The organism is Thermosynechococcus sp. PKX95, assembly GCF_031583295.1.
Lineage (GTDB): Bacteria > Cyanobacteriota > Cyanobacteriia > Thermosynechococcales > Thermosynechococcaceae > Thermosynechococcus.
This window is the reverse complement of the sequence record NZ_CP134171.1, coordinates 2,008,230-2,028,729: the sequence shown is the minus strand read 5'-3', so window position 1 is coordinate 2,028,729 and position 20,500 is coordinate 2,008,230. Positions and strand designations below refer to the sequence as shown.

At 53.6% G+C, this 20,500-nt stretch carries 23 protein-coding genes; 9 read left to right on the top strand and 14 right to left on the bottom strand.

Annotated features, from left to right (window positions below; genetic code table 11):
- Nucleotides 1-102: 102 nt before the first annotated feature.
- Genes leuB through cofH form a run of 4 tightly spaced genes read right to left on the bottom strand, consistent with a single transcriptional unit; the run spans nucleotide 103 to nucleotide 5,025 of the window.
- Complete coding sequence (leuB, locus tag RHH81_RS09975) at nucleotides 103-1,188, bottom strand: 3-isopropylmalate dehydrogenase (protein WP_310453754.1); 1,086 nt, start codon at nucleotides 1,186-1,188, stop codon at nucleotides 103-105.
- Between the two features lie 57 nt (nucleotides 1,189-1,245).
- Entirely contained in the window at nucleotides 1,246-2,160 is a 915-nt protein-coding gene (locus tag RHH81_RS09970; protein ID WP_302677693.1) for a pentapeptide repeat-containing protein, read from the bottom strand.
- Nucleotides 2,161-2,218: 58 nt separating this feature from the next.
- Entirely contained in the window at nucleotides 2,219-3,847 is a 1,629-nt protein-coding gene (locus tag RHH81_RS09965) for a DUF3352 domain-containing protein (RefSeq protein ID WP_206200044.1), read from the bottom strand.
- The gene (gene cofH / locus RHH81_RS09960; RefSeq protein ID WP_206200043.1) at nucleotides 3,844-5,025 is read right to left on the bottom strand and encodes a 7,8-didemethyl-8-hydroxy-5-deazariboflavin synthase subunit CofH; all 1,182 of its coding nucleotides are present in this window, start codon (nucleotides 5,023-5,025) and stop codon (nucleotides 3,844-3,846) included. The genes RHH81_RS09965 and cofH overlap by 4 nt, the downstream gene beginning before the upstream one ends.
- A gap of 96 nt (nucleotides 5,026-5,121) precedes the next feature.
- On the opposite strand from cofH, the gene RHH81_RS09955 reads away from it, so the two are divergent.
- Entirely contained in the window at nucleotides 5,122-5,424 is a 303-nt protein-coding gene (locus RHH81_RS09955; RefSeq protein WP_206201682.1) for a carbon dioxide-concentrating mechanism protein CcmK, read from the top strand.
- Nucleotides 5,425-5,767: 343 nt separating this feature from the next.
- Here RHH81_RS09955 and RHH81_RS09950 read toward each other — a convergent pair whose 3' ends face one another.
- The 6 genes from RHH81_RS09950 to RHH81_RS09925 are packed head-to-tail and all read right to left on the bottom strand — an operon-like array spanning nucleotide 5,768 to nucleotide 8,574.
- On the bottom strand, nucleotides 5,768-5,896 hold the full coding sequence (locus RHH81_RS09950) for a hypothetical protein (protein WP_255521451.1): 129 nt from the start codon (nucleotides 5,894-5,896) through the stop codon (nucleotides 5,768-5,770).
- Nucleotides 5,889-6,047 carry a hypothetical protein gene (locus tag RHH81_RS09945; RefSeq protein WP_206200041.1) on the bottom strand — a complete coding sequence of 53 codons (159 nt, stop codon included), beginning with the start codon at nucleotides 6,045-6,047 and terminating at the stop codon, nucleotides 5,889-5,891. The genes RHH81_RS09950 and RHH81_RS09945 overlap by 8 nt, the downstream gene beginning before the upstream one ends.
- 4 nt (nucleotides 6,048-6,051) lie before the next feature.
- Nucleotides 6,052-6,447, bottom strand: a complete 396-nt coding sequence (locus RHH81_RS09940; RefSeq protein ID WP_206200040.1) for a Spy/CpxP family protein refolding chaperone — start codon at nucleotides 6,445-6,447, stop codon at nucleotides 6,052-6,054.
- 45 nt (nucleotides 6,448-6,492) lie between these two features.
- Complete coding sequence (locus tag RHH81_RS09935; protein ID WP_206200039.1) at nucleotides 6,493-7,200, bottom strand: GUN4 domain-containing protein; 708 nt, start codon at nucleotides 7,198-7,200, stop codon at nucleotides 6,493-6,495.
- Nucleotides 7,176-7,721 carry a D-glycero-beta-D-manno-heptose 1-phosphate adenylyltransferase gene (gene rfaE2 / locus RHH81_RS09930; protein ID WP_225901559.1) on the bottom strand — a complete coding sequence of 182 codons (546 nt, stop codon included), beginning with the start codon at nucleotides 7,719-7,721 and terminating at the stop codon, nucleotides 7,176-7,178. The genes RHH81_RS09935 and rfaE2 overlap by 25 nt, the downstream gene beginning before the upstream one ends.
- Entirely contained in the window at nucleotides 7,705-8,574 is an 870-nt protein-coding gene (locus RHH81_RS09925) for a branched-chain amino acid ABC transporter permease (RefSeq protein WP_206200038.1), read from the bottom strand. Before RHH81_RS09925 ends, rfaE2 begins: the two co-directional genes overlap by 17 nt.
- A 343-nt stretch (nucleotides 8,575-8,917) precedes the next feature.
- Between RHH81_RS09925 and RHH81_RS09920 the strand changes: the two genes are divergently transcribed.
- The 5 genes from RHH81_RS09920 (at nucleotide 8,918) to ychF (ending at nucleotide 14,930) form a co-directional block, all read left to right on the top strand.
- Complete coding sequence (locus RHH81_RS09920; RefSeq protein WP_149819063.1) at nucleotides 8,918-9,994, top strand: glycosyltransferase family 4 protein; 1,077 nt, start codon at nucleotides 8,918-8,920, stop codon at nucleotides 9,992-9,994.
- 59 nt (nucleotides 9,995-10,053) lie between these two features.
- Nucleotides 10,054-11,412, top strand: a complete 1,359-nt coding sequence (locus RHH81_RS09915) for a glycosyltransferase family 1 protein (protein ID WP_206200037.1) — start codon at nucleotides 10,054-10,056, stop codon at nucleotides 11,410-11,412.
- Between the two features lie 168 nt (nucleotides 11,413-11,580).
- A complete protein-coding gene (locus RHH81_RS09910) occupies nucleotides 11,581-12,078 on the top strand; it encodes a DUF2085 domain-containing protein (protein WP_206200036.1) in 498 nt (165 codons plus the stop codon).
- Nucleotides 12,079-12,187: 109 nt separating this feature from the next.
- Nucleotides 12,188-13,603: a type I glutamate--ammonia ligase gene (glnA, locus tag RHH81_RS09905; RefSeq protein ID WP_310438122.1), complete on the top strand. Its 1,416-nt coding sequence runs from the start codon at nucleotides 12,188-12,190 to the stop codon at nucleotides 13,601-13,603.
- A 235-nt stretch (nucleotides 13,604-13,838) separates the two neighbouring features.
- Nucleotides 13,839-14,930 (top strand): redox-regulated ATPase YchF, encoded by a 1,092-nt coding sequence (gene ychF / locus RHH81_RS09900; RefSeq protein ID WP_310742991.1) that lies wholly within the window; start codon nucleotides 13,839-13,841, stop codon nucleotides 14,928-14,930.
- Between the two features lie 24 nt (nucleotides 14,931-14,954).
- Here ychF and RHH81_RS09895 read toward each other — a convergent pair whose 3' ends face one another.
- The 4 genes from RHH81_RS09895 to rodA form a co-directional block, all read right to left on the bottom strand.
- Nucleotides 14,955-15,407 (bottom strand): diacylglycerol kinase family protein, encoded by a 453-nt coding sequence (locus tag RHH81_RS09895; RefSeq protein WP_206200033.1) that lies wholly within the window; start codon nucleotides 15,405-15,407, stop codon nucleotides 14,955-14,957.
- 128 nt (nucleotides 15,408-15,535) lie between these two features.
- The gene (gene ybeY, locus RHH81_RS09890) at nucleotides 15,536-16,024 is read right to left on the bottom strand and encodes an rRNA maturation RNase YbeY (protein WP_206200032.1); all 489 of its coding nucleotides are present in this window, start codon (nucleotides 16,022-16,024) and stop codon (nucleotides 15,536-15,538) included.
- Between the two features lie 20 nt (nucleotides 16,025-16,044).
- Entirely contained in the window at nucleotides 16,045-16,212 is a 168-nt protein-coding gene (locus tag RHH81_RS09885) for a DUF3285 domain-containing protein (RefSeq protein ID WP_206200031.1), read from the bottom strand.
- 54 nt (nucleotides 16,213-16,266) lie between these two features.
- Nucleotides 16,267-17,541, bottom strand: coding sequence for a rod shape-determining protein RodA (rodA, locus tag RHH81_RS09880; RefSeq protein ID WP_310742990.1), 1,275 nt, complete (start codon nucleotides 17,539-17,541; stop codon nucleotides 16,267-16,269).
- Nucleotides 17,542-17,619: 78 nt separating this feature from the next.
- Between rodA and RHH81_RS09875 the strand changes: the two genes are divergently transcribed.
- Genes RHH81_RS09875 through RHH81_RS09865 form a run of 3 tightly spaced genes read left to right on the top strand, consistent with a single transcriptional unit; the run spans nucleotide 17,620 to nucleotide 20,464 of the window.
- Nucleotides 17,620-19,056: a cache domain-containing protein gene (locus RHH81_RS09875; RefSeq protein ID WP_310742989.1), complete on the top strand. Its 1,437-nt coding sequence runs from the start codon at nucleotides 17,620-17,622 to the stop codon at nucleotides 19,054-19,056.
- Entirely contained in the window at nucleotides 19,053-19,586 is a 534-nt protein-coding gene (locus RHH81_RS09870) for a GIY-YIG nuclease family protein (protein WP_206200028.1), read from the top strand. The genes RHH81_RS09875 and RHH81_RS09870 overlap by 4 nt, the downstream gene beginning before the upstream one ends.
- The gene (locus RHH81_RS09865) at nucleotides 19,583-20,464 is read left to right on the top strand and encodes a 3'(2'),5'-bisphosphate nucleotidase CysQ (protein WP_225901558.1); all 882 of its coding nucleotides are present in this window, start codon (nucleotides 19,583-19,585) and stop codon (nucleotides 20,462-20,464) included. The genes RHH81_RS09870 and RHH81_RS09865 overlap by 4 nt, the downstream gene beginning before the upstream one ends.
- The last annotated feature ends 36 nt before the right edge of the window (nucleotides 20,465-20,500 follow it).

Genomic DNA, 20,500 nt, shown 5'->3' with positions numbered 1-20,500 from the left:
ACATCCTAGCAGAGGCACTCGCCAATCAAAGAAGGTGGGCAATGTTGGGGGAGTAATAGCTAGGGGTTAGTAGTTGAAGATTACTAGCAAAGGAGTAGGAGCCTATTGGGATAATTCTTTAATCAAGAGGTTGCCCATTTCGCGACAGCCCACCAGCGTACAGCCCTCAGCCATTAAATCGCCAGTGCGGTAGCCTTGATCTAAAACAGCAGTAATCGCTTCTTCGATCGCTTGCGCTGCTGCTGGTTGGTTGAGGCCATAACGCAGCATCATGGCCGCACTGAGTACCATTGCCAAGGGATTCGCTTTGTCTTGGCCGGCAATGTCGGGCGCCGAGCCATGAACCGGTTCAAACAGACCCGGCCCGGATTCCCCTAGGCTGGCGGAGGGAAGCATACCAATACTGCCCGTGAGCATGGCAGCAATATCGGAGAGAATATCACCAAATAAGTTACTGGTGACAATTGTGTCAAACTGTTTCGGGGCACGCACCAGTTGCATTGCGGCATTGTCCACATAGAGGTGGCTGAGTTCCACATCGGGATATTCAGCGCTAAGCGCAGTCAGGCGATCGCGCCACAGTTGGGAAACTTCAAGGACATTGGCTTTATCCACCGAGCAGAGTTTGCCCTGCCGTTTGCGAGCCGTTTCAAAGGCCACGCGGCCAATGCGATCAATTTCCGTGGCGGTGTAGGCCATCGTATTCACCCCCCGCTGCTCACCCGTTTCCGTGGTGAAAATACCGCGCGGTTGACCAAAGTAAATGCCGCCAGTCAGTTCACGCACCACCATGAGATCCACGCCGGCAATCACTTCCGGCTTGAGGGACGAGGCATGGAGCAGTTGCGGAAAAATCTTGGCGGGGCGTAAGTTAGCAAATAAACCCAGACCAGCGCGAAGGGCAAGTAATCCCGTCTCCGGGCGCAGATGACGGGGTAAGCTATCCCACTGCGTTCCGCCAATGGCGGCTAAAAGCACGGCATCACTTTGCCGACAGGTTTCCAGCGTTGCTGCTGGCAAGGGTTCCCCCACAGCATCAATGGCAGAGCCGCCCACAAGGGCAGGAATAAAGTCAAAGGCCAATTCAAAGCGAGGGGCGATCGCCTGTAACACATCGAGGGCAACAGCCGTAATTTCTGGACCAATACCATCCCCGGCCAAAACAGCAATGCGATACGTGGTTGCCATGCCTGTCTCAAAATCACCGATCTTCTAATCTACACCAGCAGCGGTCTTCCCTTGAGGCTATTCCGAGAGATAGCCATCCGGCAAAATCGCCTCGCTCATATCCACAGCACTGAGATCAACGCCATTGAGGCTGGCACCGGTAAGAATCGCTTCAATGAGATTGGCTCCCCGCAGATCGGCACCGCTGAGATTCGCCCCCATTAAGTTGGCACCAATGAGAATCGCGGAACTGAGATCGGCTCCCCGCAACAGTGCTTGGGCAAGGCTCACTCCCCGTAAATCGGCACCAACAAGATTGGCTTTGTCCAAACAGGCATGGCGTAAGTTGGCTTCTTTGAAGGCCACTTCCCGCAAATGGGCTTCCTCAAGACGGGCACGACGCAGATTCGCCCCAATCAGGACGGCTCGCTCTAAATTGGCTTGGTACAGATTGGTGGCACTGAGGTTGGCACCGCGCAAATTGGCCTGTACCAGTTGACTTTCCCGCAAGACGGCATCCGCAAGATCAGCGCCCCGCAGGTAGGCTTCCGTTAAGTTGGCACGGGTGAGGTTGGCACGTTCTAGCTCAGCAAGGGTAAGATCCGTGAGCGTCAAATTAGCATCCCGCAAAATCGCTTCACTCAGTTGGGCACCGGTGAGGTTGGCTTCACTGAGATCGGCATTGGCAAGGTTGGCACGGCTGAGATCCGCCCCCGTTAGGTTGGCCTTGCGCAACGACACCCAGCGGAGATCGGCACTGATTAAAATCACGCCCCGCAGATCCGCCCCCCGCAAATCCGCCTGACTAAGATTCACGCCAGTGAGAATTGCCCCCCGCAAATCAGCCCCTTGCAGGTTCGTGCTCTGTAGGGCAGCATCGGTGAGATCGGCACGGGAAAGATCAATGCCCGTCAAAATACACCGACTCAGGTTAGCACGGCGCAAGCGTACCCCGGCAAAGTCGCGATCGCCCACGCTATATCGTTTCAGCAAAACATCTGGTTCCACAGTAATTCAGTCATGTCCTTCAGTAGCAAATCTGCGTCTAGTTTTAGGGTTCCCCCGGCGTTGGCTGAACCTCCGGTGGTGAGAGGGGTTTTAGGCGAATTCGAGCCATGTAGTGGGTAAACTGATTATCTCGCACCTGACTGGTAATGCCTAGGGCAGCAAAGGGTTGGAGCGATCGCGCGATTTCAGGGGCTAACTGTGGCAACAGCAAGTTATTTTGCAACGGCGCCAAATCACTCAAATTGAGGTAAAACTGGGTGCCCTTGGGATGGGGAAGCACTGCACGATAGAGGGGAGAGTCAGCCAAGGAGCGCGTAGGGGGGGTACGCATATCCGTCAACGGGCCAAGTCCCAAAAAGAGGGTCTGGTCATTTAGCCAGCCATGCTGCCCCACCGGCAGGCCTGGAGGAATGCGCCAAGTGGTGAGGGGTTGCGGTTCAGGGGCGGTTTGTTGTACTTGCCACCGTAGGCGATCGCGAATTTGGCTATCGAGCTGGCTCAGGGTTTGACTCGCTTGGGGGCGATCGCTGGTCTGACTCAGAAAGAGCAAACTAGGGGCATTGCCTAGGGCGGGAACGGGCACAAAGGCGGCAGCAAATTCACCATCCATCCAAGGCACAAAGGCCTGTTGCCAATCAAGGCCTGTGAGATCTTTAACCGTATTGGCAATTGTTTCTTGAACAAAGACAGGGGTGTTCTGCCATAAATTCCGAAAGGAACCCGTACTGTAAAAGGCCAAGGTGGTCTCTGGCACCAGACGGCTCAGTTCACGGCTGTCACCTTCACTGACAAGGGCTTGATCCGGTTGCGAACGCCACGTCACTGCCTCCAGTTCAATTTGCTCAGGGGTCATGTCTGCGGTGAGCACCATCCCTTGCAGTTCCCGCGGCGGTTCAGGCAGACTTCCTTCAGGGGCGGCCATCTGACTGGCTAAAAAGGCGGGTAGGTTCAAATAAAGTTCCACCAAAGGGCGATGATCCGATAACCCTTTCACTGCCTGTTGATAGGTGGGCTGGCTGCCAATGCCGTTGTTGGCTTGGGCGGTGGCAATGACTTGTTGCAGGGCGCTCTGGTGCTGACTCCAAATGATGTAGGCCTGATTCTCATGCGTAATAAGGGCGATCGCGCCGCTATCGGGGTCAGGGAGAATCCCCTTGGCCTTGAAGATTTTCACGCCGTTGATTTCTGTGATCGGCTCGCCAATGACGCTTTGCAGCAGTTGCTCCCCCATCGGTACATTTAGGGTCGGCACAATCCAAACGTGGGGCGGTACCGGCAATTCTCTGACGGACTCTGGGGTAATGGGCAACAAGACCACTGTGGCTTGGTCACCAATAAACGGGCGCACATCCTTGAGGTAATCCAGTTGCGCCAAATTCACCCCCTCTGGCGAGAGCGGATCATAGCTGGGGTTCAACCAAGGTTGGGCTTGTAACAGGCCACTTTTGGCAAGGGCTTCCCAAGGCTTGGGATCCGTGGGTAAAGTGAGGGTCAGTAGGGCGCTATTGGGGGCGATCGCCATTCCGGGCGCGATCGGACGTTGACTAAACCGTTGCCACAGGAAGACCCCCGCAGCGGCGGCTGCCCCGGCAATAACCACAGCAATACCCCCCACCAGCCAAGGGCGGAACCGACGGGGAGACTGAACCGAAGGCTGAGATTCCGTGGTCATCGCAACTCTCCAACGGGATGGTAAAGTGTGGTGCGCTGACATGGGGTTCGCCCTAAGGAGCCAATTGCGGCCACCAGATCTGCTGGACTAACGCCCGTGCCCCCCTGCGCTCCAGCCACTGAGGTAATGTGTTCTTCCATCAGTGTTCCCCCCAAATCATTACAGCCCCAATTCAGGGCCATGGTTGCCCCCTCAAGACCCAGTTTGACCCAACTAGGCTGATGGTTCGGAATCCATCGCCCTAAAAACAACCGTGCCACTGCCGTTAGCACCAATGTCGGTAATAACTGCGGTTGGTGGTGTCCTACCCATTGTCGCATTGCCTTGGGGGCAAGTTCCCCCACATAGGGCAGCAGAATAAACTCGGTAATTCGCGCGGGATAGTCGTGTTCCAAAGCCCTTTGCTGAAGTTGCTGTAGGTGTTGTAGGTGAGCCACCTGATCCGCTGGCGTTTCAATGTGGCCGCAGAGCATTGTGCTGGTTGTCCATACCCCCAAACGATGGGCGGTTTCAACAATCTCTAGCCATGTCGCGGTGTTTATTTTCTCAGGACAGATTTTTGAGCGCACCCGATCCACCAACACCTCCGCAGCGGTACCGGGCATGGAGTCCACCCCAGTCTGATGCAGAACATCAATCACTTGGGCATAGGAGAGGCCATCCTCGCGGGCAATGAATTGAATTTCTTGGGGCGAAAAGGCGTGGAGATGGATTTCAGGAAAGGCCGTTTTAATGTCCCGCACGAGGGATTGGTAATAGCGCAAACTGGAGCCACATTCTTTAGCGGCTGGATTGAGTCCCCCCTGCATACAGATTTCTGTCGCCCCTTGGGCAACTGCATCAGCCACTTTGCTCAGGATCGTGTCAATGTCGAGCCAGTAGGCATCGGCAGCGGTGGCATCGCGACGAAAGGCACAAAAGCCACAGTGTTGCTCGCAGATATTCGTGAAGTTGATGTTGCGGTTGATCACATAGGTGACGGTGTCGCCTACCTGTTGTTGGCGCAGGCGATCGCTCGCGGTTTGTAGTGCCCTGAGGAGGGGGGGCAATGGTTCTTGAGGATCACTGCTTGCGGCTAAGGGAAGAGCGGCTGTCAAAAGGGTGAGGGCTTGTTGGGCAGAAATGCCATTGTTAGCAAGAGCCGCCTCTAGCTCAGCGATCGCCCCTATGGTCTGCATCGAATCTACTCCACCTTTAGGAAATTAGGTCACTCTTTCTTCAGCTTAAGCACAGCCCTTTTCTAAAATATGGGAGACGTGGAAGGGGGAATGGCAATGGCAGCAGAAGCGGTGGGCATGGTGCAGGTCTTGGGGTACCCGGCAGCCCTTGCTGTGGCCGATACCTTGGTCAAAGCGGCTCAGGTTACCCTTGTCAGTTGTGAGGGGATTGGTGCGGGTTATTGGACAGTGGTGATTCGGGGAGAGGTGGCGGACGTGAATGCAGCAGTTCGAGCAGCGCGATCGCTCAGTGGCCACGAGGTCATTTCCCATCAGATTATTGGCCGTCCCGATGGCAATCTCGAACCGGTTTTACCGATTGTAGTCCCGCAGCAGCCACCCGAGGATTTTCTACTTTAAGGTGTTTTTTTAAGGTGTTTTGAATGGGCGGCTGAGGTAGGAGCCGTCGCACTGACCGTACTAGGCTATCAATGGCGGTAGCTGGAATAAAGTAAGCCGCATTATGCTTTGTTTGAAAACAACCTAGGGCAGCCTCTAGATTCCTTTCAGCACCAATCCATTCCCAAAACTGAGGAAAAGCGGTTTGAATGTCCGCTAAATCAATCGTCATTTTGTGGGTTTTGTCCCGCAGAAAGAGTTCAATGTTGCTATTCACCGTATGGCAATCGTCCAAACACACCTCTAAGGGGTCAGCATTGGCTGGCAAGTTGAGCAAGATGCCCTCGCGGTATGCTTTCATCATCTAGATGCCATAGCGCTGGCGGTAGCTGCGGGCAACACTGAGGTCATCCCGCCGCAGGTGAACGTCGTAGGCGCGATCGCCATAGGTTTGATCGAGTCGTCCCAAAAACCAAGAAAGGCGATTATCCACTTCTAATGGGGCGATCGGGGTAGGCCAAACGCACCTCACCGAGCAGGAATGTCCGCGACTCATGGGCACTGCTGAAATTGGTGATGAAGGTGGAAGCTTTGGCAAACGTGACCGAACCGCAGCGACCGGTACAGAGGACAAAAACGTTCATAACGCTAGCGGGATCCTTGCAGTTGCTTCACTTGCTCAGGGGTGAGAATTGTCAGCATTTCGACGCGGGTATCCTGCATCACCTTCGAGAGTTGTGTCTTTTGATCAGGGCGCAATGAAACGGCGTCCATGGCTTCACCGGTAGATTTCCCCTGTTTGATGGCATTGCGAAAGATGCGCTGTTGGTCACGATCCAAAATTCTCAGGATGCGATCGTTGGTGCGCAGGGTAAGGCGCAGCACCGCCTGTTTTTGCTCAACACTGAGATTGAGTTTTTTCATTTGCTCAGCGGTCAATAGGCCGCCACTGGTTTGAGCCATCACCTGAGGTGGAATGACTGTGCCACTGATGCCAATAATCAAGGCGATCGCCACCATGAATCGCTGAATATTCTTTTTCATCGCTGCCACCTCACCACTGCTGCTACGCTTGTTGCTACCCCTATTCTAGGTTGTCCAAGCGGGATGATTGAGAAGAGCGTTGATCACCTGTACACCCCGCAGTTGATTGGTCAGGGGTAAATGGCCGCGCGGGGCACTCAAGTCCCAGATAAATTCATTCGGATAGCGCGGCCACCGCTTGCCCTGCCGCCAGCCAATTTTCTCCCACAGCCGATCCCAGTTTTGACCGCAGCCTAGCCACAGTTGCCGTTGCACCGAATAGCCAAAGCGGCCTAGGGAAAAGGCCAGCCATAGCTGATCAATGGTTTGCAAATCCACAATTGGCAACTGCTCCACCTCGGTGAAATACAGCCAGCGGCGTTTTTGTGCCATCGGGCCTGCCAGTTCACAGAGCTTTTGGCTGGTTAGGCGATCGGCGGCTTCAAATTTTTCGGCCACTAGGAGTTCAGCCAGTTCTCGATAGTCCACCCCGCGATCGGAGCGCAGCGGGATCACCCCTTGGGGATAGTGTTGTTGCAAAAAGGCTTGCACAGAGGCTTCTGGGCTGTGGAATAGAAGACGATAGGCCTGACCGCGAATCCAAGGGGCGGGTGGGGGGGAAAAGGTGGCACTGTCTTTGAGGAATTCCTGCAAGAGGTGATAGCCGTCACTGCCTGCCGTACTCAGGGTGGTCATGGCGGCCAGTTGGGATTTTTCGTTGCCGTTGTACAACTGCTCCCGTAAATCGGCTAAGGCTGGTTCTGTGGTGACCATGCGCCCGGTGACTCCTCCCCATGCAACTCTAAAATGCGTTGGACGATCGCCGTTGTCGAACTGGGAACCTCTACTTGAATGAGTTCAATGCGACCACCATAGCGCTGCACAGCCGCCGCTTCCGGTAGGGTCTCCAGTTGGTAATCGCCCCCCTTGACGTAGATCTCCGGTTGGAGAACCTCGATTAGGGTCGTGGCAGTGCGATCGCTAAATAGCAGCACCGCATCTACTGATCGTAAACTAGCCAGCACCTCTGCCCGCTGCTGTTCGGGAATAATTGGCCGTTTTGGCTTTAGAGTTGCCACCGAGCGATCGCTATTCAACCCCACCACCAAGCGTTTACCCAGGGCACGGGCTGCCGCCAGATAGCGCACATGACCCGCATGGATCAGGTCAAAACAGCCATTGGTAAACACCAAGGGGCGCCAATCTTGGGGCGCAGCATTGATCGTAGCCACAAGGGCTTCAAGGGTGTAAAGGTTCAGGGGACTTCTCCTAAGAACACTAACTGAGTGTGCCACGAAATAGCCCTTGGGGACGTACTAAAAGCACCGCCATCATGATCACTAGGGCAACGGCCAGCTTGTATTCAGAAGGAATCATCAGGGTACTCATCTCCTGAGCCACGCCAATAATCAGGGCGCCAGCGATCGCCCCGTAGGGATTGCCAATGCCACCGAGAATCACACTGGCAAAGAGGGGCAAGATCAAAAACCAGCCCATCGTTGGCCGCACAGCCGTAATCAGGCCATAGAGACCCCCGGCCACCCCCGTGAGCACCCCCGCCAACAGCCAAGTACACAGCACCACCCACTCAACATCAATCCCCGAAACCCGCGCTAAATCTAAATCATCTGCCACCGCTCGCATGGCTTTGCCCACCTTGGTGCGTTGCAGGATTAAGTGCACAGTAGCGATCGCCACCACTGCCAAAATCATGACAATCACCTTCGCGTAAATAATTTTCACGCCCCAAAAATCAAGGGCAGGCATCACTGGCAGCCGATAGGTTTGGTTTTCACTGCCCCAGATGAGAATCACGGCATTGCGCAGCAGAAACGACAGACCAATGGAAATAATAATCAGTGTTGTGGAAGTTGCGCGGCGATCGCGCATTGGCTGCCACAGGAGCTTCTCACTCAGGAGCATTAACCCTGCCGTTCCCAAGCCACCGATCGCCATTGAGAGCCAAATATCCAGTCCTGTTGCATTAGCCACCAGCGTTAGGTAGGCTCCCGCCGTCATAAAGTCGCCGTGGGCAAAATTGGGCAGGCGCAAAATCCCAAATGTGAGCGTCAAACCCACTGCTGCGAGGGCAATAATACTGCCCACCGCCAATCCGTTAACAAAGAGTTGAATCAGTTGAATATCCATGAACGATTGCGACTAAAATTTGAGAAAACGTGAAAGGGGCAGCACCTGCTCATAGAATAGCGATCAGTGGGGTGTTTAGACGAGAGCATTTTCTCTCACTGGAAAAAGTGAGTTCTATCTCGAAAGCTTCAAGCCAAACCCAAGATTATATCTTGATTTATACTGCCAAAATGTAGCGACAATAACAAATAATAGTACGGATTCCCGAAGTTTCAGGTAGGGATTTACCCCCTTGGTCTTTTTCAGTGAGATTGCGTACCGTTGAGGCAGCCATGCTGCTGAGTCAATCGCGCGATTAGCATCAAGGCAGCGGTGACCAACCGTATTGTTCGAGGAGGCTTGTATGCGCATTGCTCAAATCGCTCCCCTGTGGGAACGGGTACCGCCGCCAGCCTACGGGGGTGTGGAGTTGGTGGTGAGTCTGCTCACAGAAGAGTTAGTCAAGCGAGGGCACGAGGTCACGCTGTTTGCCAGTGGCGATTCTATTACCCAAGCCAAATTGGTTTCTACCTATCCCCACGCCATTCGCCTCGATCCCAATGTGCAGGAATATGCCGTCTATGAAGCCCTGCAACTGGGAGAAGTCTTTAGTCGCGCCAATGAATTTGATGTCATCCATTCCCATGTGGGCTATACGGCTTTACCCTACGCCAGCCTGGTGAAAACACCCGTTGTTCACACGCTCCATGGTCGCTTTACGACGGATAATGAGCGCATTTTCAGCCAATATCGCAACCAAAACTATGTCAGTATTTCCCATTCCCAGCGGCAACTACGGGATTTGAACTACATTGCCACGGTCTATAACGCCATTGCCGTGGAAACCCATCACTTCTATTCCCAGCCCAGCGATCCACCCTATTTGGCCTTCTTGGGACGGCTCTCGCCGGAAAAAGGCCCTCACCATGCCATTGAAATTGCTAAGCGAGTGGGCATCCCCCTGCGGATGGCCGGCAAAGTGGATCGGGTGGATCGCGACTACTTCAAGGAATTGATTGAACCCCACATTGATGGTGAATTGATCCAATTTATCGGCGAAGCAGATCATCCAACCAAAAATGCTCTCCTAGGTGGAGCGATCGCCATGCTCTTTCCGATTACGTGGCAGGAACCCTTTGGCCTAGTGATGATTGAGTCCATGGCAGCCGGTACACCAGTGGTGGCGATCGCCAAGGGGGCAGCGCCTGAAGTGATTGAGCACGGCAAAACCGGTTTTCTGTGTCACTCCGTTGACGAATGTGTGGCGGCTGTTGCCCAAGTGCCGCAACTGGATCGCATGGCCTGTCGAGACTATGTTTGGCAGCGGTTCAGTGTTGAACGGATGGTGAGCGAGTATGAAGCAGTTTATGATACCGTTCTCGCCGACACCTTTGTCCATAATGGACATCGTAGGGGGACGATTGAACTGCTGGCCAGTTAAGTGTATCCCTGAACCCTGTGCAAAAGTGTTTTTTTGACCGTTATTCAAAAGGTGTATTTATGCAAGCATTATCAACCCGTACAGCAAAAAATACACTTCCTCGGGCGTTTGCCATGCCCCAACCGCAGGTGCCTGCCCGTCAACCCATTGCCTTGATTTCTGTGCATGGGGATCCCGCCGCTGATGTCGGCCATGAATCCGCCGGTGGTCAAAATATCTATGTACGGCAATTGGGGGAAGCCCTCGCGGCAGCCGGGTGGCACGTGGATATGTTTACCCGCAAAATCCATCCCGATGACCCCGATGTCATTGAGCACAGTCCCCACTGTCGCACCATTCGCCTCGAGGCAGGGCCTTTGACCTATATTCCGCGTGAGAAACTCTTTGAGACCTTGCCGAAGTTTGTCGAAGCCTTCAAGGCTTACCATGCCAAATATGGCTATCCCCTGATCCACACCAATTACTGGCTCTCTGGCTGGGTGGGTTGGCAGTTGCGTCAGGAGTTGAATTTCCAATGGCTGCACACCTACCATTCCTTGGGGGTGGTGAAATATCAAGTGGCTTCTGAGCAAGCCCAACGGGATGAAACCCGCCTCATGGTGGAAAAAGCCATCCTTGAAAATGCCGACTGTGTGATTGTGACTAGCCCCCAAGAGGAAGCTTACCTACGGCGTTGGGTCTCCAAGGCAGGGCAAACACGTCTGATTCCCTGTGGCACGAATTTGCATCTCTTTTACCCCGTGGCCGATGCCCGTGCCCAACTGAATTTGCCTGCCGATGAGCCGATTGTGCTCTATGTGGGTCGCTTTGATCGCCGCAAAGGGATTGAAACGCTGGTGGCAGCGATGGCTCAGGTACCCCAAGGGCGGTTACTGCTTGTGGGGGGGAGTGATCCGCAGCGCAGTGATGGTGCCGAACGGCGGCGCATTGAAGGATTAGTGCAGGAGTACAACCTGGGCGATCGCGTGACCTTTGTCGGGCAAATTGACCATGAGCGCTTGGCGGTTTACTACAGTGCTGCCAATGTCTGCGTTGTGCCCAGCTACTATGAACCCTTTGGCTTGGTGGCCATTGAAGCCATGGCCTGTGGCACGCCGGTGATTGCCTCTGCGGTTGGGGGTCTGCAATTCACGGTGATTCCCGAAAAAACAGGGCTACTGGTGCCGCCTCAGGATGCTCCTGCCTTGGCCAAGGCCATTCAGCGTATCTTGGCTAATCCAGCTTGGGCGCGTACCCTTGGGGAAAATGGCCGCGAGCGGGTGCAAGCCCTCTTCAACTGGGAAGCGATCGCCCTCCAGATGGGGCAACTGTACCGGCAACTCTTTGCTGCCTCCCTCATGGGGAATTCACCGCGCTTAGAGACGGTTAAGAACACAGCCCCACTGACAACCGTGACCAAAGCTGCCTTAGCCTCCTAAGCTTCTTAATGACGTGGCAGAGTGGTTGAGGACAAGATTAAGCAGCATTCCCGTGTGGAGGGATCATCTCTATCTCGCCGCTCTGCCCAATTACTGATTGCCCTTGCTGTGAACAATTTGTTAAATTCTAGGGGGTTGTTTATCATTTTGTATCATTTCTAACATCCAATGGTGCGGTGGCGATCGCTTTCTCCTCTATGGCCTGATGTCATTCTGGCGGCACTGATTCTAGGTCCTTTGTTTGCGCCTTTCTTGGCCGCTAGTCATTTTCTTTTCTTGCCTAAAATTGCCCACATTATCTACACGATGGGCAATCATGTATGTCCACAGCCAGAAATGGGCTTGATGCTCGCTCCCCCTTGGAAAATGGCGGTGTGCATGCGCTGCTATGGCACCCTTTTGGGCGTTCTCCTCACCCGTTGGTGGATTGAGCGTTCCACCACTGCCCGCGAGTGGTACTGGCTGCCGCAGTATGGTCTGGGGGGCTTTTTAGTGGCGGTGTTGTTAATGCTGTTTTATCCCCTTGAGTGGGCACTGCAACACTATGGCGTCTGGGGCTATTCCAATTGGATTGTCTTTCCCTTTGGGGCGATCGCGGGACTGGGCTTGGGATTACTGATCATGCCCCTGTTATATCCCAAACAGCGCCTTGCTACCTCCCGCTAGGGAGCAAACACCGAAATTTTGGTAGCCTCCGATACAAAAATTAACTGGGGCAACTTTCTACCATAGATTGTCGCTGTGGTGCGCCCAATACAGAAGGAGTAACCTATACATGGCAACGCCCCAAGAAATCTTGAATTTGATCAACAGCAAGTACGAGCTCATCGACTTGAAATTTATTGACATGCCCGGCACGTGGCAACACCTGACGGTTCACAAGAGCCAAATTGACGAACGTTCATTTACCGAGGGTGTGCCCTTCGACGGCTCCAGTATTCGCGGTTGGAAAGCGATCAACGAATCCGACATGGTGATGGTGCCGGATCCGGATACGGCGTGGGAAGACCCCTTCATGAAAGAACCCACCCTGAGCATGATTTGCACCATCAAAGATCCGCGCACCGGAGAACTCTACGATCGCTGCCCGCGCTCCATTGCCACCCGTGCCATTGAGTACCTAAAAGCCACCGGCATTGGCGATACGGCTTACTTTGGCCCCGAAGCCGAGTTCTTTGTTTTCGATGACGTTCGCTACGACCAAAACCAAAAGTCTGGCTACTACTACGTTGATAGTATTGAAGGTCTTTGGAACACTGGCCGCGAAGAAGAAGGGGGCAACCTCGGCTACAAAATCCGTAGCAAAGAGGGCTACTTCCCCGTTGCGCCCACAGATACGCTGCAAGACCTGCGCACAGAAATGCTCTTGACGATGGCCAAGTGCGGTGTACCCATTGAAAAACATCACCACGAAGTGGCCACAGCCGGTCAGTGCGAGCTGGGTTTCCGCTTTGGCACCCTCATTCAAGCCGCCGACTGGCTGATGACCTATAAGTACTGTGTCAAGAATGTTGCCCGCAAGCATGGCAAAGTGGCAACCTTTATGCCCAAGCCTGTCTTCAACGACAATGGTTCGGGGATGCACACCCACCAGTCGATTTGGAAAGATGGTCAGCCCCTGTTCTGGGGCGAGGGCTACGCCAATTTGAGCCAAATTGCCCTCTGGTACATTGGTGGTATTCTCAAGCACGCTCCAGCGCTGTTGGCCTTTACCAACCCGACAACGAACTCCTACAAACGACTGGTTCCCGGCTTTGAAGCCCCCGTGAACCTTGCCTATTCCCAAGGCAACCGCTCTGCCTCTGTGCGGATTCCTCTCACTGGTGCCAATCCCAAAGCGAAGCGCCTAGAGTTTCGTTGCCCCGATGCCACAAGTAACCCCTACCTTGCCTTTGCGGCGATGCTGTGTGCAGGGATTGATGGCATCAAGAATCAAATTGATCCGGGTAGCCCCTTGGATGTTGATATCTATGACCTCAGCCCCGAAGAACTGGCCAAAATTCCCTCCACCCCCGGTTCACTCATGGCGGCTCTGGAAAACCTGCAAAAGGATCATAGCTTCCTCACAGCGGGCGGTGTCTTTAGCGAAGACTTTATCCTCAACTGGATTCAGTACAAGCTGGACACAGAAGTGATTCCCATGTCCCTGCGTCCTCACCCCTATGAATTCACCCTCTACTTTGATGCCTAGGGCAGTGAATCGCTAGAGCCTTGCATTTAGGGATATAGCACTTAGAGGCACTCATCAAGGGTTGCCTCTTTTATTTTTGTTGCCGATTCTTCTCTGACAGCGGTTTTGAGTGTGCCCGTAGTTGCCTAGGGCTGGAATTTCTGATAAGTTGGAGTGTTATTAAAAATTAACATTCCCATTTTTGGGTGTCATGTTTGGGAAAAGTCTTTCCTTAAGAATGAGGTTGTAGGGTCTGATGCTACGCGCGGGAATTGTCGGCCTACCGAATGTGGGCAAATCAACGCTGTTTAATGCCCTTGTGGCCAATGCTAAGGCCGAGGCGGCCAATTTTCCGTTTTGTACGATTGAACCCAATGTCGGTGTGGTGGCCGTCCCCGATGAACGGCTGGAGGTATTGGCAAAAATTTCCCAATCAGCGCAGATCGTGCCGACGCGGGTGGAGTTTGTGGATATTGCGGGTTTGGTGAAGGGAGCCAGTAAAGGGGAAGGATTGGGCAACCAGTTCTTGGCAAATATTCGCGAGGTGGATGCCATTGTGCACGTGGTGCGCTGCTTTGAAGATGAGGATATTGTCCACGTGGCAGGTCGCGTCAATCCTGTCGAGGATATTGCGGTCATTAACTTAGAGTTGGCACTGGCGGATTTAGCGCAAATCGAAAAGCGTATTGAACGTACCCGTAAGGCAGCGCGATCGCAAAAAGAGGCACAGATTGAACTCACGGCTCTTGAAAAGCTCCTTAGCGTGCTCAATGAGGGACAGCCGGCTCGTCTGTGTCAACTGACGGAGGACGAAGAAGCCGCCATTCGCTTTCTGGGATTGCTCACCCGTAAGCCCGTGATCTATGCCGCTAATGTGGCTGAGCAGGATTTGGCCACTGGCAATGAATGGACAAGGGCGGTTCAGGAGATTGCCCGGCAGGAGGGGGCGGAGGTGGTGATTGTCTCTGCTCAGGTGGAGGCTGAACTTGTGGATTTGCCCGAGGGCGATCGCGCCGAGTATCTCGCCAGTCTTGGCGTCAGTGAAGGGGGCTTGCGATCGCTGATTCGCTCAACCTACAAGTTGCTGGGTCTGCAAACCTTTTTTACTACAGGGCCTAAGGAAACTCGAGCGTGGACGATTCCCGCCGGTGCCAAAGCCCCCCAAGCCGCAGGCGTTATTCACAGTGACTTTGAGCGGGGTTTTATTCGCGCTGAGACGGTGAGCTACACAGACCTAGTGGCCTGCCAGTCCATGACGGTGGCTAAGGAAAAAGGCCTAGTCCGCAGTGAAGGCAAAGACTACGTTGTGCAGGAGGGGGATGTGATGCTCTTCCGCTTCAACGTTTAGTGGCTCCCCCCGATTTATGACAATTTATAACAACGTTCCGACAATGGGGTAAACCAAGGGGGGCACAATTAAGGCCATCGCCACCCCCACCGCTGCGATCGCGCTGAGAAGAACCGCACCAGCGGCACAATCTTTGGCAATGCGGGCAAGCTCGTGATATTCCTTGCCAACGGTGAGATCCACCACCGCTTCAAGAGCCGTATTCAGCAGCTCTAGCCCCATGACAATCCCAATCGTGAGCAAAATCACTGCCACCTCAACGGGGGGAAGTTTTAGCAAACCACTGAGGGCGATCGCGCTAAGACCAACTGCGGTGTGAATCCGAAAATTGCGCTGAGTCTGAAAGGTATAGACCACCCCCGCCCATGCATAACGGAAACTATTCAGTAAAGAGGGCGCCACACGGTAGGAGCGCTGTCGCAGTATGGTTATCCCTGATGTTTTCTCAGCATAGGTGGCAAGAACTTTTTGTGTCATAACGTTACCCATCACACCAAACATTGGTCTTTAAGTGTTGACGCTGGATTCCATACGCCTTAAAAAGTTTTTCAAAAAATTTGGCTGTTAACGCCTCCCATTTAAGCACATCCTTTGGGATTTCGTTCCTATGGATTATCGGGAGAATAGGGAGGGGTAAGACCCACTGCCCTAAGACACTCAGCCTGCTGAGCCAGCATCCGTGCCAATTGCGTCTCATCGGGATGATCCCAGCCCAAAAGATGGAGTAGGCCATGGCAAGCCAGCCAAGTCACTTCTATGGATAGAGAATACCCCCTTTCCCTGGCTTGCTTTCGGGCAGTGTCGCCAGAAATAATGATGTCGCCAAGGTATTCAGGTTCCTCTAGGGGCAGCGGCAGAGCGTCATCGCGGGTGGCAAAGGCGAGTACATCCGTAGGGGTGTCGCGATCGCGATACTGATGATTAAGTACCTGAATTTCAGCATCCGTCGTCAAACGCAGTGTTACCTCATAGGCCTTACCTTGGTTTGGTTCAACCATGGCAATCCACGTGCGAAACCACACTTGCCAAGGAAGTTCTGCCACCTCATTGCTCAGGGAAGGATCGTGAAGTTCTAGATAGACGGTAACCGTCATTTGTTTTTGCTGTGTTCTCACTAGCGGGTGAGGTAGGACAAGCCCACCAACAACGCCAACAGACCGATACTCGTGAGGGCAAAATGGGTCAGAGATTTGCCCCCCTTGCGCACCATGTTCCGCATGGCCAATTTGACATAACTGGGCTGCTCGACAGGGGAGGACGTGGGTTCTGGGGACTCGCTCATGGGATTTCACTGCTATGGACAATCTTCGTGAATTTTAACAAAGGGTGCTTGACTTCAGTAGCGCGATCGCGGGCGATGATTGGCCACTGATTGCACTAGCCCCAAACCAATATAGGTTGCCAAAAGGGCAGAACGGCCATAGCTGAGGAAAGGCAAGGGAATGCCCGTCACAGGAAATAGGTTCATGGTCATGCCGATATTGACCACCGCTTGGAACATCAACATGGCAAAAAGACCGATCGCCAGCAGCGAGCCGAAATCATTGCGGGCACTATTGGCAATTTGCAATAGCCGCAGGCCAATCAACCAAAACAGTCCCAAAACCAGCAGCCCCCCCAAAAAGCCTAATTCCTCACCGATGGCGGAAAAAATAAAATCGGTGTGTTGTTCGGGAATAAACCCCAACTGTGTCTGTGTCCCGTGAAACAGACCTCGCCCCCACAGTCCACCGGCACCAATGGCAATGCGGGACTGAATCAGGTGATAGCCCGCCCCCAAGGGATCCTTATCGGGATCTAAAAACATTAAGAGGCGATCCTTTTGATAGTCCTTGAGAACACTCCACAGCAAGTGCCCCAACCCTGCCCCGGAAAGATTGAGAACAATGCCGCCGATCGCCCCAATCCACCCCAAGGGCAGGTTTTGCCATGCCACAACCCCCATCCCTAATGTCCACAAAAACCACAGCACCAAATTCAGTTCATAGGGCAGGGGTAGGGCAAAGAGAATGGCCGCCACCAAAGGGGAGAGCATGAGCACAATCCAGCCCAAACGGGCATTGGCCCAATAGAGCATGCCCAAGGTGATGGCGCCAAAAACAAGGGAGGTTCCCAGATCAGGTTCCGATAAGATCAACCCTAGGGGCAAGACCGTTACCGCAAACACCCGTAGAATGCCGCTGAGGCCATTGGCAGGCACCCGCTGGAGTAGGGCAGCTTGGGTGAGGATGATCGAGATTTTGGCAAATTCTGAAGGCTGGAGGTTAAAGCCCGCAATGGGCAGCCAACTTTGGGCACCGTTAGCTTCAACACCAAATAAGCTTACAGCTAGTAGGAGGGCACAACTGATACCATAGACCCACCAATGGACTGAGATAAAGACCGATGTCGGCACCCGTGCCAGTAGGAAAAGCAAAATCGTCCCCACGCTCGCGATCGCCAGATGTTGGAAGCCATCCTTTTCGCCAATGTGCAGCTCGGCACTGTGAATGGCCACTGCCCCCAACAGCGTAATCAGCCATACGGCAATTAAAAGGAGCCAATCCATCCCCCGCCAAGGGTGGAGCCAAGCAGACCAGCGGCGTTGCCATAGCCGAGTTGTCCAAAACATCGCCCAATATCCTTCGTTCGCACTAGGCTGGAACAGTGGTGGTTTGATCAAGATTCCCATTCTAGCTTGAGTGGATCCATGCTTCGGTGGCGACAGGGTTGGTCAAGGCTTTTGTGGTCAATTTCGGGGCGGCTGCTGCTGGTGATGCTGCTGATTTCCCTATTACCGATGGGGATGGTGGTGCTCTACAACCAAACTGAAAGCGCTGAAATGATGAAGCGTTGGGAAATTGATGCCCTGCAACTGCTGGCGATCAGCAAAGCCCGTTCCCTTGATCAGCTGTTTCAGGATGCCCTCAATGATGCTCTCTTGGTAGCCAATGACAGTGACGTACGGTATTTCCTGAGGCGTGGGAGCCATAGTGCCATCGAGCAAGCGACGATGAATAACTTCCTCGAAGATGTCAAGAACCTGAACCCAGCCTATTATCAGGTGATTCTCCTCAACCGTGATGGCCAAGCGATCGCAGGGACACGGCGTACCCGTCTGGGGCTAGACTACAAGAACACCCCCCTCTGGCAGCAGTCGGCAACAGCAGACTACTTCATTTCTCGGGTCAAAATCAATAGCGCGATCACTGAGCAACCCCTGTTTGTTGTCTTCCAAACGATTATTGATAGCAATAATGAACGATTGGGAGCAGTTCTACTACCTCTACAAGCGACCGCAGTCAAAGACATCGTGACCTACCTAGTGCCCGATATTCACGGTGAATCTTTTCTCATTGATGATCACGGTCTGATTCTGAGCACCACAAATCCTTACCTGAATTTGCATAGCATTGAACCACTCCCCCCCGAGATTCGCGACCAATATTTTCTCTTGACATCACCTCAACCCATTCCCACAGTGGCAGATCGCAGCTACACCTTGCGCAATGTCTTTCTCAAGGCCAAATCAAAAGAGGTCGGTGCTCTCCTCGCCAGTCGTTCTTCCGGAGGCGATGCCGATTATATCTATGCCTATGCGCCCCTGACCCGTCATCAGGGCGTTGTTGTGGTCAGTGTACGGTTGAGCGAGTTTCTAGCGCCCTTAGAGCGGTTGGCGACCCAAGGTTTCCTCAGTCTTTTCTTTGTTGGTGTTGGGGTCATTCTCATTTCCCTGATTGTGGCTCGTTCGATTACTAAGCCGATTCGTGCCCTTGTCAGTGCTGCCCACGCCCTCAAGCATGACCAGTTTAACGAGTTTAATCCCAGAGTTCTCAGGCACTATGCTCAAGGGAGTGATGACATGGCAGAACTTGCCCAAGTCTTTTTGGACATGGCACAGGCGGTAGAGCAGCGCCAAGATCAACTGAAGGAGGAACTGAGTGAACTAAAAATCGAAATTGACCAAGAAAAGCGAAAGAAATCCGTTGCCGAAATTACCAGCACCGACTACTTTCAAGAACTGCGCCAACGGGCACAACAACTGCGCCAACGTGCCCATACCCAATCTCCCACTCCTGCCACACATCCACAGATAGGGCATACTGAGGGTGAAGCACGCAAAGATGAGCCACCCCTGCCAACATGAGCTTTCCTGCGCCGACTTTGGCTGAATTGCCCTTCCATCCCTACATTGATGATGCAGGCCGGGTAGCACCGGATCTTAAGGGGGCGATCGGTCTCTATGCCATTTTTGATGCCACTGGCAGCGTGCAATACATTGGCTATTCGCGGGATATGCGACTGAGTTTGCTGCAACACCTTGTGCGTTGTCCCCAGCAGTGTCGTGGCTATAAGGCGATCGCCATCGAACGTCCCGATCGCCCGTGGCTAGAAGCGGTAAAACAACAGTGGCTAGCGGAATTGGGGACCGTCCCCCTCGGCAATGATCGCGATCGCCCCCAGTGGGAAAATGCCATTGATGTCAGGGAGCAAATGACCGAGGCCGAACGCACTGCATGGGCAAGTGCCGATCCATTGACGCAACCGAAACTGCTGAAACAGGTGGCGCGGCGGGTTGAAGCAGCAATTCTGGAACAGCTAAAGCAGCGATCGCTACAGGAGCCGCTGGTCTTTAACGCCAAACTAAAGGAAAGTGGACGGCTGAACCTCAAATGATGACTTCTCCCCCCCTGACCTCTAGCCAAATCTGGCAAATCAATCAACTCCTGCGCCAAGCGGGGCAGCGGGCACGGCAACTGGCACAGCAACCCTTTGAGGTCATTGAAAAGGGACGCCAAGACTTCGCTACGAGTATTGATCGCTTTTTGGATCGGCTCTTGAGTCAAAAATTTCGCGCTTGGTTTCCTGAGGATGGCATCATCAGCGAAGAAAATGCTGACTCCCAAGCAGTCTTTCAAGAACCGAAAAGCCGCTACTGGCTGATCGATCCCCTTGATGGCACGGATGATCTGATTCACCATCGCCAAGGTTACGCCCTCATGGTGGGCCTGCTGGCGCACTACAGTCCAGTGGCGGGTTGGATCTATGCTCCCAATCTGGATCACCTCTACTATGGCGGTAAAGATTGGGGACTCTTTCAGATGAGCAGTGGTGGTCCCCCTGTCCCCCTATTACCGGTTTGCCCGCCCTCTCCTAGTGAAGACCATTGCCCGATCATGATTGGCTATCGCGACTACCGCACCTACGGCGATGCAATTCATCGGGTGTTGCCCCAAGTGGAATTTCGCTTTCTGGGCAGTTTTGGCCTCAAGGTGATTGAAGTGATTTTGGGACGGGCGGGACTCTACCTCTACTTAAATCAGCGGGTGAAGCTCTGGGACACCACTGCCCCCTTGGCTTTAGCAACGGCAGCAGGTTTGGTGTGCACCGACTTGCAGGGAAATCCCTTGCGCTTTGATGCTACGGGGTTACAGGGACAGACCCTTGCCCATCAGCAACCAATTCTCATTGGCTGGCCAGAGTATATCGCTGCCTTGCGATCGCCCTTGGTGGAGGCGATTACCGCCGTTCAACTGTCCCTTGGCTCTACCTAGCATCTCTGAGAAATAGGCTATCGTGGGGCTAGAGTC

Excerpts from the sequence above, each read along its gene's own strand:
- RHH81_RS09925 (WP_206200038.1), bottom strand. The coding sequence starts at position 8,574 with ATGGATATTCAACTGATTCAACTCTTTGTTAACGGATTGGCGGTGGGC.
- RHH81_RS09885 (WP_206200031.1), bottom strand. The coding sequence starts at position 16,212 with ATGAGCGAGTCCCCAGAACCCACGTCCTCCCCTGTCGAGCAGCCCAGT.
- RHH81_RS09870 (WP_206200028.1), top strand. The coding sequence starts at position 19,053 with ATGAGCTTTCCTGCGCCGACTTTGGCTGAATTGCCCTTCCATCCCTAC.
- RHH81_RS09910 (WP_206200036.1), top strand. The coding sequence starts at position 11,581 with ATGGTGCGGTGGCGATCGCTTTCTCCTCTATGGCCTGATGTCATTCTG.
- RHH81_RS09965 (WP_206200044.1), bottom strand. The coding sequence starts at position 3,847 with ATGACCACGGAATCTCAGCCTTCGGTTCAGTCTCCCCGTCGGTTCCGC.
- RHH81_RS09940 (WP_206200040.1), bottom strand. The coding sequence starts at position 6,447 with ATGAAAAAGAATATTCAGCGATTCATGGTGGCGATCGCCTTGATTATT.
- ychF (WP_310742991.1), top strand. The coding sequence starts at position 13,839 with ATGCTACGCGCGGGAATTGTCGGCCTACCGAATGTGGGCAAATCAACG.
- RHH81_RS09945 (WP_206200041.1), bottom strand. The coding sequence starts at position 6,047 with ATGAACGTTTTTGTCCTCTGTACCGGTCGCTGCGGTTCGGTCACGTTT.
- RHH81_RS09915 (WP_206200037.1), top strand. The coding sequence starts at position 10,054 with ATGCAAGCATTATCAACCCGTACAGCAAAAAATACACTTCCTCGGGCG.
- rodA (WP_310742990.1), bottom strand. The coding sequence starts at position 17,541 with ATGTTTTGGACAACTCGGCTATGGCAACGCCGCTGGTCTGCTTGGCTC.
- leuB (WP_310453754.1), bottom strand. The coding sequence starts at position 1,188 with ATGGCAACCACGTATCGCATTGCTGTTTTGGCCGGGGATGGTATTGGT.
- RHH81_RS09955 (WP_206201682.1), top strand. The coding sequence starts at position 5,122 with ATGGCAGCAGAAGCGGTGGGCATGGTGCAGGTCTTGGGGTACCCGGCA.
- RHH81_RS09920 (WP_149819063.1), top strand. The coding sequence starts at position 8,918 with ATGCGCATTGCTCAAATCGCTCCCCTGTGGGAACGGGTACCGCCGCCA.
- glnA (WP_310438122.1), top strand. The coding sequence starts at position 12,188 with ATGGCAACGCCCCAAGAAATCTTGAATTTGATCAACAGCAAGTACGAG.
- cofH (WP_206200043.1), bottom strand. The coding sequence starts at position 5,025 with ATGCAGACCATAGGGGCGATCGCTGAGCTAGAGGCGGCTCTTGCTAAC.
- RHH81_RS09865 (WP_225901558.1), top strand. The coding sequence starts at position 19,583 with ATGATGACTTCTCCCCCCCTGACCTCTAGCCAAATCTGGCAAATCAAT.
- ybeY (WP_206200032.1), bottom strand. The coding sequence starts at position 16,024 with ATGACGGTTACCGTCTATCTAGAACTTCACGATCCTTCCCTGAGCAAT.
- RHH81_RS09935 (WP_206200039.1), bottom strand. The coding sequence starts at position 7,200 with ATGGTCACCACAGAACCAGCCTTAGCCGATTTACGGGAGCAGTTGTAC.
- RHH81_RS09875 (WP_310742989.1), top strand. The coding sequence starts at position 17,620 with ATGCTTCGGTGGCGACAGGGTTGGTCAAGGCTTTTGTGGTCAATTTCG.
- RHH81_RS09895 (WP_206200033.1), bottom strand. The coding sequence starts at position 15,407 with ATGACACAAAAAGTTCTTGCCACCTATGCTGAGAAAACATCAGGGATA.